A 15,745-nucleotide genomic window follows, 5' to 3' on the forward strand; every position below is an offset into this window, starting at 1 on the left:
GGTTATGTTAAACTGTACTAAAAGAGCATAGGGTGTTGGAAAATATGAAACAATTGGGGACGCTTTATTTTTTCTGTGGAAAAATGGGTGCAGGAAAATCAACAAAATCAAAACAACTGGCGTTAGATCATCATGCTGTACTGTTGTCTGAGGATGAATGGCTTTCATCTCTATATCCCCATCAGATCACATCATTTGAGGACTATCTAAAATTCTCAGCCCTGCTAAAGCCGTTAGTGAAAAAGCATGTCCAAAACATATTAAGTGTCGGTACAAATGTAGTGATGGATTTTCCAGCTAACACTCAGAAACTGCGAAAGTGGTTTTTGGATATGGCGTCAGAGGTAAATGCAAGCCATCAACTAATTTTCCTTAATCTAAATAACGAGCAATGCTTACGTCAAATTGCACAAAGGCGTGATGAACAACCCGAAAGAGCAGCTTTTGACACGGAAGCTGTGTTTATTCAGGTTACTAAATTTTTTGAAGCCCCAGAAGCATCTGAGGGTTTAAATATTTTAAAGCTTAGTGGAAATGAATAAGAAGTTTTATGCAATATTAAGAACCAGAAAGAATGATTAAAAACGCAGAGGATGCTAGAACCTCTGCGTTTTTCTATGTGATTTCATGTCTAAAAGTATGTGGTTTACCTTGATGACTTAGAAATTCCTAGAAAAGTGTTCTGTTCATTTTTATAAAAAGAGATGTATAATTATCACATTGAAAGATATTTTTATAAGATGATAGTTTGCAGGGAATCTTAGGGGGCAATGTGCAATGACAGTAATAAATGACCACTTAATAAAGCAGGCAGTGAAGGATCGCCGCTATCTTCATCAGAATCCGGAGCTGTCCGGACAGGAATACGAAACGAGTAAATTTATCCGAAACAGGCTAGAAACTTTGATGATTGAAATAAAAGATTATCAGTTGCCCAGTGTGGTAGGTTTTATAAAAGGACAGGTAGGGAAGAAAACGATAGCTTTGCGGGCAGACATAGATGCACTGCCTATGCAGGAGGAAGGAGAGAAACCGTACCTTTCTAAGAATCCAGGTGTCGCACATACTTGCGGACATGACGGACACACCGCAGTGCTTCTGGCTGTGGCTGAATGGATTGTGAATAACAGAGAAGATGTCGACCATAACATCTTGCTTATTTTTCAATCATCAGAGGAAATTACACCAAGCGGAGCGGAGAGTCTTGTTAACCAGGGAGTGCTCGAGGGAGTGGATGCGATTTTTGGGATCCATTTGTGGCAGGGAATGAAACTCGGTATGCTTGGACTTGCGCATGGACCGATGATGGCATCATGCGATGACTTTGAAATCACTATTGAAGGGTATGGAGGACACGGAGCATCGCCGCATGAAACCGTCGATCCCATTTATGTCGCTTCACATGTCATGCAGGCCTTGCACGGAATTGTCAGCAGAAAACTCAACCCTATAACCCCAGGAGTCATTACGATTGGAAAAATGGAAGCCGGCACCACCTACAATATAATTCCAGGCTCAGCCTCGCTTCATGGAACGGTCCGAGGTCTTACTCTTGAAGCAGTCGAGACAATGAGAACCCAAATTTCAATGCTTACAGAAGGGATCTGTTCAGCTTTCGGTGCAAAGGGAACGGTTGAATTCATTTTAGGAACCCCTCCGCTTGTGAATGATACAACCGAAAGCGGGTTTGTTGAAGAGGTAATAAGAGCGTCATTTGGAAATGAACACTTTGAAATCGTTCCGCCGGGAATGGGAGCAGAGGATTTCTCCCATTATCTGCTTCACAAACCAGGAGCATTCGTTTTCGTTGGAATGGGCGGCAAAAAAAGCACGTACCCGCATCACCATCCAAAGTTTGATATTGATGAAGAGGCATTGCCAATTGGAATCAGGTTATTTATTGAATTGATTAAAGGCTATAAGTGAGGGGTTTATTTTAAAAAAAATACCGCTTAATTAGAATCGAAATAAATGTAAGGAGAAATTAGCAAATACCCTGGCCATTGAGTTAAGGTGTTGAATTCGAATATTAATATAAAAGTAGGAATTATAAGTCTGAAACCTTTTGCCTGTAGTTTCGTATTAATGTTAAAAGCAGAAAAAGGCGGTGGAAGTGATGAGTTTCGCTTCATGGTTTGCTGTTGGTATTGGGGTAGCAGTAGCAATAGGCCTTTTCGATAAAAAATCCAAAATGAAGAATAGAAAATGATTGCAAGCAAGCAACGAGTAAGCCGTTCCTTCTGGAGCACCCGCTAAGGAATACACAAATATAAAAAAGTATTAAAGCAGTGCATTTCACTTCGGAAATAGCACTGCTTTATCATTTTATACGAGTAAGTATATGGTAAAATTTATGAAGCGACTAATAAAGGCGCTTTTTTGTTAAAAGGGTTTTCTTTTAAGTGAAACACTATAGCTGGGGAACAGTGGAAGAAGGTTTCTAGCAATTTGCAGAACACATTAGTAAAGTCATAAAGGAAGTAAGGAGAATAATATATTGGGGAAACTTGAAGATTTAATTACCTGGGTTGAGGATATAAAAGAAAAAAATAAGAGTAGTGCTGCATCATTATATATCCTTAAAGATAATAAAGTAATTCTAGAACATTATAGTGGTTTTCATTCTAGTTCTCATGACGCTGCTCCAATCACTTCATCCTCTCAGTTTAACGTAGCGTCTGCAAGAAAAAGCTATCTTGGTCTGGCGATAGCCTACGCCCTTTATGAGGGTAAAATCAAAAGCCTGGATGACTATGCTGTTGATTATTTTGATGACATGGAAGCACAAATACTTGGGAAAACAACAATCCGGCATTTAGTTACTCATTCACACGGCTTACACGAAAAAGAAGATGGCACTGTTTTCAGGGAGTTTGAACCGGGACATGGATGGGCTTATAGAGGGATAAATGTACTAATGATGGCCACGTTAGTTAATCGGCTTTTTAAAAAGAATTTCCCGGAACTTTTGGCAGAAAGAGTTTTTGAACCAATGGGAATAAAAGAAACAGCCTGGCAAACTAATGAAGATGAATCATTAGTGAAAGAAATTATAAATCCTGATAATGAAGGATCCTATAAATTGGGACGTAATGACGACGGAACTGAGTCAAACCTGCATACTTCAGCAAGAGATTTTGCACAATGGGGAAATCTCCATTTAAACAATGGTTTTATGGATGGAAAACAAATTGTCCCTAAAGAAGTGATTGAAATAGCAACCCAAATGCAGAGTCCAGTTTACAAAGACGAAAAACTTCCACGCAATGGATTGTTTTGGTTTGTTCAAGATACCCCGGTTGCTTACAGTGAGATTGGGGAAAGGGTACCAAAAGGGGCTTATCAAATACTAGGAATAACAGGACCAGCCCTGCTGGTGATACCGGAGTATAATGTTGTTGTAGCAAAAATGTATAACAAGCGATACAACTATGGGGGAGACAATTACCTTTACTATTTAAGAGAATTCAGTAATTTGGTGGCTGATACTTTTCGAGGGTGAAGATTGCAGAGCCGTGTGCGTTGGTCCGAGGATTAACGCTTTTTTATTGTTGAGCTTATATAATGGACAATACACTAATACATACTATAGGTAATTTATGGGGAATGTATTTTTAGAATATCTTTCTTGGAGGTTACTTATGGAGGGAAAGCGGAACCAGATCAGGCTTACAGCGGGTGAGCTTGCTCAACTGTGGGTTCAATACTTAAATGATAGCTCAAGCATATGTATTCTTTCGTATTTTTTAGAAAAAGCTGAGGATGATGAAATTAAGCCTCTAGTCAAATTTGCTTTGGAGTTATCTCAATCACATATTCAAAAAATTACTGCTATTCTAACTGAGGAAAAAAATGTTGTTCCACATGGTTTTAGTATAGAAGAGGATGTTGACTTAACTGCGCCCAGGCTCTATACTGATGGATTCGTTCTTAATTTTCTTAATCAAATGGCCAAGGTTGGACTTACAGCATATGCTGGCAGTGTTTCAGCATCTGTACGAGACGACATAAAAGCCTATTATATGGATTGTCTAACTGAAACGATGGAATTGTATAAAAAATCGACCGATTTATTATTGTCAAAAGGATTGTTCATCAGGTCTCCTAGTTTGCCGAATTTGGAAAAGGTCGAATTTGTGAAAAAGCAATGGTTCATGTTAGATGTGTTTGGCGAAAAGAGACCATTATTAGCATCTGAAGTTGATAATTTATATTCCAATCTCCAAAGAAACGCATTGGGTGTTGCTGCTCTTACTGGATTTAGTCAGGTGGCACAAAATAAGGATGTTAAAAAATTCTTTATAAAAGGAATTGAAATAGGGAATAAACATAAACAATTATTCAGAGCTAAATTAGAAGAAAGTAAACTCCCTGCACCAATGGGATGGGATTCAGAAATAACAAATAGTACAGCACATACATTTTCAGATAAACTTATGATGTTCTTCACATCTGGTTTGATTTCTTTGAGCATAGGATATTACGGCACAGCCGTCAGCCAAAGTCCTCGAGGTGATATTGGGGCAATGTATAACAGGCTATCGGTAGAAGTTCAGTTGTATTCGGAAGACGGAGCCAATATTATGATAAATAATGGATGGATGGAACAGCCTCCAATGGCTTCAGATAGAGATGAATTGATTAGAGAATAGAGCCGCTAATAAATATTTAAAAGGTCCTAATGTATGTAGGAATTAGGACTTTATATATGTATTAAATCGATCAATTTATGTAACTTACAAGAGGTTGCAGGAACCCTAGAAGTTCCTGCAGCCTATATTCATTTTGTGGTCCTGCTACTGTTAAAAGTTAAGTGTGTGCTCTTGTGCTGAAAATTAAAGCGGAAAAATCATCTTTCCAGCCAGTTCCGGGAAATCAATAAACGGATTTCGGTTTCCCTGGATATAGTAGATAGCCTGATTCCGGTGTTTTTCGTAAAGCGAAGGCGGGAACTCCTCATGCCAGCGGACAAGCAGCGGAATATCTACCTTCACTCTGAATTCCTTTTTCACGGCTTTCGGATATCGCAAGAAAAAATAAAGCATGGCCCGCGCCGCTGTACCTTTTCCGTGTTCAGGCTCGAACTGGAATCCCGTGCTGACTCCGCAATGATTCTGGACCGGTTCATCGTGTGACTCCGGTCTGTAAAAATCAAAGTCGGCAAATGGAAAATTGGAACGCGTGATATTGCATTCGGGCTGGCAGACAAAGAGATGGTGCAAATCGCCCTTCATTGGTTCACTGCCGCCAAACCAGGATTGCGGTACAATGTGCTCCGTATTCATTTTAAAATTAGCCTCGAAGGCTTTCAGCTCTTTCAATGATTGAAAGCCATGCTGCTGCAGCTTCCTTGAGCGCCTCCTGAATTCATCATACCTTTGCCTGAGGGTTTCCTGATCCTCAAGCAGAAGTGATTCAGGATCCTTTTTTTCACTGGAATAGATGCTTTTTGCCGAGCCATCAGGATACAAATCGACCCATGTATATAAGTAAAGGTCCTTACTAAGAAAGTAGGGGATCTGATTCCGATGATTTTGTAGGGTCAGGGTGTGAAACTTATAAAAAAGGGCAAGGCCGGTAAAATCGAGGTTTATTGCTCCTTTGTAATAATCCCTAACATCCGCTTGGTCCTGTTGTTCATCATAGTAAAGTTGCTGGTTATTTGATATTTTTCGCTTATTATCCCGAAGGACGGTAAGCAGCTTTTTTATGTCAATGGAATCATGCTGATTTTTCCATTGTTTATTTTGTCTTAGCTTAAATTTTGACATTGGATTCTCCTCATCCACGTTGTATTACATATAGTTTACTCCCACTGCGTCGTGGTCTTCAAACATCATTTACAAAGCAGGCAATACACGCTTGGGTTGACGGTGATGCTCTCAAGCTTGCTAGTTACTGAAAAATCTTCATTCAGGGCCTCAATGAGACTTTCAGGTGACCTCTATCCTTAAAAACCTCTTGTGAAGTAATCTAAGCTTTTTAAATAATCACTTTCCGCAAAAATTTCTCACCCAGATTCTGCAGTACCCATTTTCAAAGTGAAATAACATCTCATTAATTCATAAATGAATGTTTTTCAAGAGTTAAGGACATATGTCCTAACGGGAGAACCTGAATTTATCATTTAATGAATTTATATTTTATTTATTGAGGAGAGCGTAAATGAAGGGAATTATTTTTGCGTTATTGGGCGGGGCTTTTATCACCCTGCAGGGGGTTGCGAATTCGAAGATCAGTCAGGATATTGGTACGTGGCAGACCGCGACGATTACACAGCTCACTGGGTTTGTTGCTGCGTTCATCATCATGGTGCTCGCAGGGGATGCTAAATGGCAAGGGTTGAAGAAGGTGAATCCGCTCTATTTAATTGGCGGTACGTTTGGGGCAATCGTCGTCTTTGGTAATGTGACAGCGATCCATTTTATTGGTGTAACACTTACGGTTTCGGCTATGCTGATTGCACAGCTTGCGATGACGGTGATTATTGACCAGAATGGCTGGTTCGGCGTAGCGAAGCAAAAGATGCAGGCGCCGCAGATCATTGGAATTACCATGATGATAGCAGGAGTCGTCATCCTTGGATTATAATGATCTGTAATGTTCTACTAGTCACAGAGGGGATTAAATATGAAGGAAATAAATGACCTGGACACAATTAAGGAATTTTTGCGCCAATACGATATAGAAGAGGTTTTTAATGAGGAAATCATGGCGTACTTGTCGCTATATTCCTTTGAACAGGGAGAATTGATCTGTTCCCAGGGAGAAGCGACGCATTATTTATACGTCCTTGTAAAGGGCAAAGTGAAAATTTTTACTACATCAGAAGAAGGCAAGACCTTGATCCTGAATTTCAAGACGCCGCTTGAGGTAATTGGCGATATTGAATATGTACAGCAAATCGATACGATCAATACAGTGGAAGCAGTTTCTCCTGTTGTGATGATCGGTGTCCGTCAGAGTGTGCTAAGAAGGATTTCAAATAACCATGCTCCGTTTCTGCAATTTTTGCTTGATATTATTACGAAGAAATTTTACGTGAAATCGGAGTCGATGCGCATTAATCTGATGTACCCGGTTGAAGTCCGGCTGGCCAGCTATTTACTTTCGGTCGTTTACGATGAGAACGAAGCGGTGGTAAGCAGTCAGCTGACAGCCAGTATCACTGATACAGCTAATTTAATCGGAACAAGCTACAGGCATTTGAATCGGGTCATCCAGGAGTTTTGCCGTGAGGGTTTGGTAGAGCGATGCAAGGGCGGCATCCTGATCAAGGATTTGGATGGCCTTAAGTCCATTGCCAGGGATAGTTTATATTCATAGAATTTGGAGGGGATAAAATGATCCTCGGATTATTATTCGCGATTATTGCGGGTGCGCTTGTCAGTCTGCAGAATATTTTTAACAGCAATGTAAATCAAAAAGTGGGGTCTTGGACTACAACCGCATTAGTGTTGGGTCTGGGATTTTCCGCATCATTCATTCTTGGCCTTTTCTTTGAAGGAAGGCAAATATTCAACTTTCAAAACATGCAGCCATGGTACTGGTTCAGCGGGTTGCTTGGAATCGGTGTGATAACCGGCATCGTCCAGGGAATCCGATATCTTGGTCCAACATTCGCGATCTCAGTTGTGCTGACATCGCAGCTGGCGTTTGCCGTTATCGGGGACTCATTGGGGTTAATGGGACTGGAGAAAGTTCCATTCACCTTGAAGCAGTTTATTGGTGTGATGGTCATTCTCGGGGGTGTCATTGTTTTTAAATGGAGCGAGATCCGCAAAAAAGAAGATCCAGTGGAACTTCAGCAAAAGGTTGAGCAAGCAGGATAACATCAACTGCTTCTTGTCATGTATAAAAACTAGATTTACAGTGTTTCCATGGTATAATTTATCATAAGCCTTTTACTGTAAATTCATAGATTTATGACATAGGAGCTGGAAGAGTGAACCCAATCGAGAGATTCTCACAATATTTGATTGATCATGCTGAATCAATCAGCAAAGATATTACTGCTTATAATCTGGAGAAGCTTGCAATGAAGCTGCCTGACGAAATCATTGAGCAGTCAATTAAAACTAACATTAAATTTCTCACATTCCTTGGTACGACATTGAATGAAGATGATGAGGAAGTAGCCGACAAGTTTATCAAATGGCATAAAGAACAGCAGTCCATACAAAGGAATTATCAATTCAGCTATGAGGAAATGGTCAACATCCTGAAACCGTATCCTCAGACAAGGCTGCAATTAATCAATATGCTGACTAAGATAGCGGTGGCAGAAGGCCTTTCTACTGAGGATGCAGTCTACGCTAACAACCGGCTTAGCTATCTTCTTGATTTAAGCATCATGGAAACGATGCTTGAACGGGAAAAAATGGCCCATGAAATGAACCGGAAAAATGAAAAAATCATCACTGAATTGTCTTCACCTGTAGTCCCGATCCAAAAGGGAATGGCAATCCTTCCGTTAATTGGCGAGTTCGATTATGAGCGCAGTGAACACATCATGAACGATGTGATCCCGAAAATTGCGGAACTGAAAATCAAGAATCTGATTATCGATTTCTCCGGTATCGCAAATATAGATGCGGAAATCGCTTCAAGGATTTTCAATGTTAATAAGGTACTTGGATTGATCGGCATTAAAACCATGCTGACAGGCATCAGGCCTGACCTCGCTATCAATGTCATCAATGCAGGCCTTGATTTTTCTAAATTGAATACTTACGGAACCGTACAGCAGGCAATTTTGGAGAATGCTGAAGTATAGGATGATTTTGAAAGACAGCAGTTTGGTGACTGCTGTCTTTTTGTTGTTTACAGGCTTCATAGCGGGGTATGTCTATTAAGTGAAATGCAAAAAGGAAGGAGATATTATAAATGAAACAAAACGAAGTGAAAGCGAAAAACATTATCCTTCCGATTCTCCTCGTTTTGACTGGTTTAGGAACTTCGATTATATTCATCTTCTTATTCGCTGAGCTTGCTGAAGACATGCTCGAAACCGAGGTCAAAATATTTGATGATAAAATAATTGAATTCTTCCATCATATTGCAAGTGGCACGCTGGGCCAGATCATGTTTATTTTTACGGAGTTGGGTTCCATTTGGATTGTAACAATCCTATCTCTTCTCTTGATTCTTGTTCTCTGGTGGAAAAAGAAAGATAAATGGGGAATCCTTTTTTTCATTATAGGGATCGGCGGAGGCGGCCTGCTCACAAAATTGCTCAAATATTATTATGGACGGGAGCGTCCCTCTATTAATGAAGAAATCGATGCGATTGGGTACAGCTTCCCAAGCGGGCATTCAATGGGTTCATTGATTTTTTATGGATTCCTGACCTATTTTATGATTCGCTCAGCTTACAGTAAAAAGCTGAAGGTGGCAGCAATCTTCCTTTGTGGACTTTTAGTTGTATCTATCGGAATTAGCAGGATCTATCTTGGTGCCCATTATCCCAGCGATGTAATCGCAGGTTACTTAGCAGGAGCCATCTGGCTGATCCTGTGTATTCTTGCATTAGAATATGTCAAATGGAGAAGCGTAAGGTCTGTTAAGCCAATCAAAGCTTTCCGGAAATACCTTGAGCATCAATTTAAGTAGTAATTAATAATCATTCTCCAAAATAGTGAATAAGCATCCTTCATCCTGTAAAATAAACTCATAACATTTTTGTAGGTCTATATAGAAGGAAAGTGGTTATATATGATCCAATCACCTATTGAGACAATGAAAGAACGCAAATCCATCAGGGCTTACGAAACAAAGAAGCTATCGGGCACTGATCTCAATAAAATAATCGAATACTTATCCAACGAAGAAAATTTAATAGGTCCTTTTGGCAATAAAGGGAGAATTGAGCTTGTTCAAGTCTCGAATAATGTTTCAGAAAAGGGGATCAAACTTGGAACCTATGGTTTTATTAAAAATCCCCAAATTTATTTTATCGGAATATGTGAAAATACAAAGTATGCCTTGCTGGAATTCGCTTTTGTTTTTCATCAACTTGTCCTCTATTTAACAGAGCTTGGTTTAGGAACATGCTGGATGGGTGGTACTTTCAGCCGAAATTCTTTTGAAAGGGAAATTGAGCTGCCAGAAGGGGGATTTATTCCTTGTATCACTCCATCAGGTTACCCTCTGGAAAAGCAGCGTGTATTTGATAAAGCGCTTAGGTATGTCGTGAAGGCAGATAATAAAAAGGCCTGGGACCAACTGTTTTATGAATCTTCTTTCAGCAAACTGCTGAAAAAGGAAAATGCGGGAGTTTATAGAGTTCCAATAGAAATGATTCGGCTTGGACCGTCCGCTTCCAACAAACAGCCATGGAGAATTGTCTTATCAGAAGACCGCCAGGCTTGCCATTTCTATATTGAGCATACCCCGAATTATAGCTCAAGATTAGGCTACGATATGCAAATTTTAGATATTGGGATTGCGATGGCTCAGTTCGAACTGGCGTGCCGGGAACTGAACATTCAAGGAAGTTGGCAAATCCAGGAGCCTTCTCTTCCGCTTCCTAATGAGGAAACAGAGTATTTAGTGAGCTGGATCCATGGTGAGGAAATAATAGGTTGAAATTTAAAGCTGCCAGCTCAGGCAGCTTTTTTAACACCTGTTGATTGTAGTGGAAGGCGCGAAGACTCCTGCGGGCGCAGCTGGACAGGTGAGACCCCGCAGGAGCGAGGCGACGAGGAGGCTCAGCGCCAGCCCCGCGGAAAGCGAAGCGCCTGGAACGGAAATCAACAGCCTTGTTTAACAGATTCCAATAATTATTCAGTTTCTAATAAAAACTCTCAAAATCAAAAGATAAATGACATATACACCCAAGTATGCACCAGTTATAAGAAATAAGGGATTGAGAAATACACCGTGGACATTCGTCATAAACACGGTTTGGTCCTTTATGATTTCATAAATGGCGAAAGCTGCTATATTGCCGAAGACCAGGGCAGATAGAAGAGCTGCCAGATTATATGCCAACTCGATTTTTGGCCATTTTCTTTTAAGTGCGACCATTGCGAGAGGGACAGCCAGACTGCCTATAAACAAAAATAGTTTCATCTTCTCACTCCATCATTTTTTCGTAGCGTATATTTTACTATTTTAACCTTTTTGGCAGCAGGATAATCTTCGTAAAACCGGCGTCTTATGAACTGTCCTATCTATTTTATAAAAGAATTCAAGCTCCGGCTTTCTGGCTGGAGTTTTTTGCATCCTCAGATTAGACGATTCCCCATGCAAAATAGGCTTTTGCAACAGTAGCAACACCCACCCAGTTGACATAAATTGTTGGGGAGTATTCACATTCTGTAGATGTACAGAATTCATGCGAAGAAAGCTCAATTGTTTTTGTCTCTGGTTGCGAGAGCCATTGGGTAAATTGTTTGGGAGGGAATGCAGATGAATAATTTTCATAATGAACTGCAAAGTTTGAATGTTGGTGATTTCCATGCATCACAGCCAGTCAGCTGGGACCAAAATATATATGATCCAGGCGACGAACGACTTTTCCTGGGATTTGGCGGATGCTTTGGCTTCGGTTTCTCTTGCTTCTTCAGCTGTTTTGGCTGCGGCGGCTTTTTCCGGTGTGGAGGGTGCTTCCGTTGCGGCGGCTGTGGAGGATGCTTCCGTTGTGGAGGATGTGGCCGCTGCGGAGGATGCGGACGCTGCCACCGTTAATAGTGTCGATAAACTTTTAAAAAAATCATTAGTAAGGAACTGCCCCTGCAGAAATCGAATGCAGGGGTTCTTTTATTTCCTTGCGCCAGATAACATAAGGGACAAATTAAGATTCATAAAATAATAATGACAGTCATAAACAAGGGATTTGAGTGGGGGAAGGAGGAGCAAGATGGAAAAATTGGACCCTTCTATGCGTTTAAAGGTGAATCGGGATACATTTTACCTCCCTGAACCGAATAGCAGTGTTTATTTCAGGAATAACCAATGTTCTTTTCGGATCGAAGGGAGCGGAATTGACCAATGGGTTGAGAAGCTGCTGCCAATGTTTAATGGAGAGCATTCGCTCGAGTATTTGACGAATGGCTTGCCTGGACCGTACATGAACCGGGTCATGGAAATTGCAGAAGTTTTACATCGGAATGGATTTGTTCGGGATGTAAGCAAGGACCTTCCGCACCAGCTGCCAGAAAGTATTTTAAAAAAGTTTGCTTCGCAGATTGAATTTGTGGACAGTTTGGCTGAATCAGGAGCATCTCGATTTGAGACTTACCGCAGTGCCAATGTCCTGGCAGTAGGTTCTGGGCCGTTTTTGACATCATTGGTTTCATCGTTGATTGAAACGGGCGTTTGTAAGCTGCAGGTGCTCATTACGGATGAGGGTCCAACAAATCGAGGGCGTTTGATGGAACTTGTTGAGCATGCGCGTAAAACAGACCCCGAGATTGAGCTTCATGAGGTTACCTTCAGTGAAAACGGGTGGAGAGAGACCCTGGCACCATACGATTCGATACTATATGTAACACAAAAGGAGAACCTGGGGGAGCTGGATCTAATCCATGCAATTTGCAGAACGGATAAGAAACTATTTTTGCCAGCGATATTCCATAAGCAGAAAGGGATAGCAGGACCAATCATCCATCCTGAATCAGAGGCTGGATGGGATTCCGCATGGCGGCGGCTGCACTCTCCTCTTTTATCAGAAGAGCAGCAGCTTGATTGCGAATCGTCAACCCCTGGTGCCATGCTGGCGAATATGATTGTCTTTGAACATTTTAAAGAGCTGACAGGTGTAACGAAGCCAAACGAGAGGAATCGGATCTTTCTGCTAGATGCAGAAACCCTTGAAGGAAGCTGGCAGTCATTTTTGCCGCATCCACTGGAAACCGGGTCATTAACGGCTGAATCAGTTGAAAATGTTGATAGCCGGCTCGATGAGGGTTTTGAAAGAACTGATCCTGAAAAATTGCTGTATTTCTTTAGCATGCTGACCTCGAAAGAAACGGGGATATTTCATACCTGGGAGGAAGGAGATACAAAGCAGCTTCCGCTGGCTCAATGCCGAGTTCAGCCGGTCGATGCTCTGTCAGATGGTCCGGCTGCGCTGCTGGATGAGGTAATCTGCAGTGGGCTGACCCATGAAGAAGCGCGGCGGGAAGCAGGATTGGCAGGAATAGAGGAATACACTTTAAGGCTGGGGAATTTGCTTGTCCCTCATCAGCCGGATGAAGTAGTCGCCATCGGGACGGGAGCAACGTTTGCCGAATCCATAGGCCGCGGTCTCCAGAAGTGCTTGACTCAACAGTTAAGAAATAAACAGGGTGAACAAAAAATTACCGTTTCGCGTATTGAATTAGCTGGTGTTGATGATGAAAGGTGCCGTTTTTATTACAATGCACTGACGACAATGCGAGCAGAGCCAATCATCGCTTTAGGCGAAGAAGAGGCCGGATTCCCGGTCGTTTATGTCGGTATGGGAAATGTATGGTATGGATGTGTCGAACTGAATTTTACATTGGCGCTAAGAAAGTCGCTGCAGCATGCACTTTTTAAAGCCCAAAACGGAAAAGAGGCATTCGGTGCAAATCCAATATCGGACAGTTCTGTTGTTTTAGAGGATAGAAGTGGGCAGAGAATAGGCATCCCGGCTTGTGAAGACAGGATCCAGCCGGATATGATGAAGGATGCACTCGAAACCCTGAGAAGGAATCAAAAGCAGTTAAAGATATACGAGTTAGCTCTTGAGCCAGCTTTCAAACAGGAGCTTGCAGGAGTGTTTGGTGTGTTGCTGGGAGAGGAGGAGATCCAATGAGTTCCTTCGTGGTGATTGTCGGTGAAGGCTGGCTGGCTGACAAAGTATGCGCAGAATTATCAGCACGCCATCCAGTATTCCGGCAAAAGGATTTTGAAAAAAGGTTCCCGGCGAGTACAGATTTGGTGCTGGCATTGGATGATACATGGAATCCGGCTGTCCACCAGCAAGCGGAAGAAGTGATGAGAGACACTTCGATTCCATGGCTCAGAGGCTTTGTAGCATTTGGAGAGGGTGTTGTCGGGCCCCTGGTGCAGCCAAATGCACCGGGATGCTCGCAATGTGCAGATTTGCGGCGCATCCTTGGCGGACAGGAACGGCATGAAATGCTTGAGGTACAGGGAAAACTGGCTGAAGTCGGCGGTATTGCCAAAGATCCGTGGGCTTCGAGTCCCGGTTTATTGCATTTGACCCACATTATCGTGGCTGAAGCGGGAAGAATCCTTGATGGCAAGCGTGGCCAATCAGAAGGGCGTGTGTGTTTAACTAATTTAAAAACATTGAGTAGCACCTGGCATTCCTTTGTACCCGATTCACTGTGCCCAGTTTGCAGCCAGGTTCCTGAAGATTCGCCAGAGCTGGCAGCAATTTCCCTTCAGCCAAGCCGGAAAATCGCTGCCGGAAGTTATCGCTGTACTCCGCTGGATGAGTTGAAAAATGTGCTGGTAAAAGACTATTTGGATGATCGTATGGGACTTTTCAATAGCAAAATGTATGATTTGGTTACTCCTTTTGCCGATGCGAGTGTCAATATGCCAATGTTCTCCGGAGATGAAGGGACCGCTGGACGGACGCAGGCATATTCAGATAGTGAGCTGACAGCCATTCTCGAAGGACTGGAACGACACTGCGGTTTGCAGCCGCGCGGGAAACGGACGTCCGTCCATGACAGCTATCGCAATCTGGAGGAGCATGCACTGAATCCTTTAAAGGTAGGAGTGCATACAGACGAACAGTACGGGATGCCTGGTTACCCGTTTGCAAAATTTGATCCGGACCGCAAAATTGATTGGGTTTGGGGTTACTCCCTCACCGAAGAGCGGCCGATTCTTGTGCCAGAGCTGCTTGCCTATTATAGTCTTGGCTGCGGGCCTTCTGGATTTGTCTATGAAACTTCAAATGGCTGCGCGCTTGGCGGCAGCAGGGAGGAAGCGATTTTTTACGGTATCATGGAAGTGGTCGAGCGGGATTCGTTCCTGTTGACCTGGTATGCTCAGCTCAATCTGCCGCAGCTTGATCCCCGTACTGCTGAGGATGAAGAGCTGCAGCTAATGATTGAGAGGATGCGTGCAGTTGCCGGGTATGATTTATATTTATTTAACTCTACGATGGAGCACGGAATTCCTAGTGTCTGGGCGATGGCGAAAAACAGGAAGGATAAGGGATTGAATCTGATCCTTGCGGCCGGTGCCCATCTCGATCCTGTCAGGGCGGCAAAAAGCGCCATCCAGGAGCTTGCCGGCATGATGCTGAATCTTGATGAAAAATTGGAGAACAACAGGGCGAAATATGAAAAAATGCTTTATGATGATTCCCTTGTAAGGCAAATGGATGATCATGGCATGCTTTATGGTTTGCCGCAGGCAGAAGAGCGATTCAAGTTCCTGCTTGAGGACAGCCGGCCAATGCGGAGTTTCCAGGAGGAATTCAACAATTGGAGGTCTGAACACAGTGACCTGACGGATGATCTGAGGGAAATACTTGAAAGGTTTCAAAGCCGGAATCTTGATGTCATCGTTGTTGACCAAACGGCACCGGAACTGGAAAAGAACGGGCTGTACTGCGTGAAGGTATTGATTCCTGGCATGCTCCCGATGACATTCGGGCATCATCTGACCCGCCTGACTGGATTGGAGAGGGTTCTAAAAGTACCAGCGGAACTGGGTTATGCCGATGAGCCACTGACATTTGAGCAGCTGAATCACAAGCCGCATCCGTTCCCGTAAGTTTAGGAGGTAAGGA

At 42.5% G+C, this 15,745-nt stretch carries 15 protein-coding genes; 13 read left to right on the forward strand and 2 right to left on the reverse strand.

Features of this window, described 5'->3' with window-relative positions; genetic code table 11:
- Positions 1-44: 44 nt before the first annotated feature.
- From AC3EBE_RS06880 to AC3EBE_RS06895, 4 genes are all read left to right on the forward strand, one after another.
- Positions 45-542, forward strand: a complete 498-nt coding sequence (locus tag AC3EBE_RS06880; RefSeq protein WP_488594279.1) for a P-loop nucleotide/nucleoside kinase family protein — start codon at positions 45-47, stop codon at positions 540-542.
- 235 nt (positions 543-777) lie between these two features.
- Positions 778-1,926, forward strand: coding sequence for a M20 metallopeptidase family protein (locus AC3EBE_RS06885; RefSeq protein WP_488594280.1), 1,149 nt, complete (start codon positions 778-780; stop codon positions 1,924-1,926).
- A 571-nt stretch (positions 1,927-2,497) separates the two neighbouring features.
- On the forward strand, positions 2,498-3,502 hold the full coding sequence (locus AC3EBE_RS06890; protein WP_488594281.1) for a serine hydrolase domain-containing protein: 1,005 nt from the start codon (positions 2,498-2,500) through the stop codon (positions 3,500-3,502).
- Positions 3,503-3,641: 139 nt separating this feature from the next.
- A complete protein-coding gene (locus AC3EBE_RS06895; RefSeq protein WP_488594282.1) occupies positions 3,642-4,652 on the forward strand; it encodes a DUF3231 family protein in 1,011 nt (336 codons plus the stop codon).
- Between the two features lie 183 nt (positions 4,653-4,835).
- Here AC3EBE_RS06895 and AC3EBE_RS06900 read toward each other — a convergent pair whose 3' ends face one another.
- Positions 4,836-5,771, reverse strand: a complete 936-nt coding sequence (locus AC3EBE_RS06900; protein ID WP_488594283.1) for an endonuclease I family protein — start codon at positions 5,769-5,771, stop codon at positions 4,836-4,838.
- Positions 5,772-6,165: 394 nt separating this feature from the next.
- Between AC3EBE_RS06900 and AC3EBE_RS06905 the strand changes: the two genes are divergently transcribed.
- From AC3EBE_RS06905 to AC3EBE_RS06930, 6 genes are all read left to right on the forward strand, one after another.
- On the forward strand, positions 6,166-6,591 hold the full coding sequence (locus tag AC3EBE_RS06905; RefSeq protein WP_488594284.1) for a DMT family transporter: 426 nt from the start codon (positions 6,166-6,168) through the stop codon (positions 6,589-6,591).
- A gap of 39 nt (positions 6,592-6,630) precedes the next feature.
- Positions 6,631-7,326 (forward strand): Crp/Fnr family transcriptional regulator, encoded by a 696-nt coding sequence (locus tag AC3EBE_RS06910; protein ID WP_488594285.1) that lies wholly within the window; start codon positions 6,631-6,633, stop codon positions 7,324-7,326.
- Positions 7,327-7,343: 17 nt separating this feature from the next.
- Positions 7,344-7,832, forward strand: coding sequence for a DMT family transporter (locus AC3EBE_RS06915; protein ID WP_488594286.1), 489 nt, complete (start codon positions 7,344-7,346; stop codon positions 7,830-7,832).
- A 113-nt stretch (positions 7,833-7,945) separates the two neighbouring features.
- Positions 7,946-8,776 (forward strand): STAS domain-containing protein, encoded by an 831-nt coding sequence (locus AC3EBE_RS06920; protein WP_488594287.1) that lies wholly within the window; start codon positions 7,946-7,948, stop codon positions 8,774-8,776.
- A 110-nt stretch (positions 8,777-8,886) separates the two neighbouring features.
- Complete coding sequence (locus AC3EBE_RS06925; protein ID WP_488594288.1) at positions 8,887-9,612, forward strand: phosphatase PAP2 family protein; 726 nt, start codon at positions 8,887-8,889, stop codon at positions 9,610-9,612.
- Positions 9,613-9,714: 102 nt separating this feature from the next.
- Positions 9,715-10,587: a nitroreductase family protein gene (locus AC3EBE_RS06930; RefSeq protein ID WP_488594289.1), complete on the forward strand. Its 873-nt coding sequence runs from the start codon at positions 9,715-9,717 to the stop codon at positions 10,585-10,587.
- A gap of 198 nt (positions 10,588-10,785) precedes the next feature.
- Here the strand turns inward: AC3EBE_RS06930 and AC3EBE_RS06935 are convergent, their stop codons facing one another.
- Positions 10,786-11,073, reverse strand: coding sequence for a transposase (locus AC3EBE_RS06935; RefSeq protein ID WP_488594290.1), 288 nt, complete (start codon positions 11,071-11,073; stop codon positions 10,786-10,788).
- Between the two features lie 339 nt (positions 11,074-11,412).
- On the opposite strand from AC3EBE_RS06935, the gene AC3EBE_RS06940 reads away from it, so the two are divergent.
- From AC3EBE_RS06940 to AC3EBE_RS06950, 3 genes are all read left to right on the forward strand, one after another.
- Positions 11,413-11,691 carry a heterocycloanthracin/sonorensin family bacteriocin gene (locus AC3EBE_RS06940; protein WP_488594291.1) on the forward strand — a complete coding sequence of 93 codons (279 nt, stop codon included), beginning with the start codon at positions 11,413-11,415 and terminating at the stop codon, positions 11,689-11,691.
- 172 nt (positions 11,692-11,863) lie between these two features.
- Positions 11,864-13,783, forward strand: coding sequence for a putative thiazole-containing bacteriocin maturation protein (locus AC3EBE_RS06945; protein WP_488594292.1), 1,920 nt, complete (start codon positions 11,864-11,866; stop codon positions 13,781-13,783).
- The gene (locus AC3EBE_RS06950; protein WP_488594293.1) at positions 13,780-15,729 is read left to right on the forward strand and encodes a TOMM precursor leader peptide-binding protein; all 1,950 of its coding nucleotides are present in this window, start codon (positions 13,780-13,782) and stop codon (positions 15,727-15,729) included. Before AC3EBE_RS06945 ends, AC3EBE_RS06950 begins: the two co-directional genes overlap by 4 nt.
- Positions 15,730-15,745: the final 16 nt, after the last annotated feature.

The sequence above is a fragment of the Mesobacillus sp. genome (genome assembly GCF_057785455.1).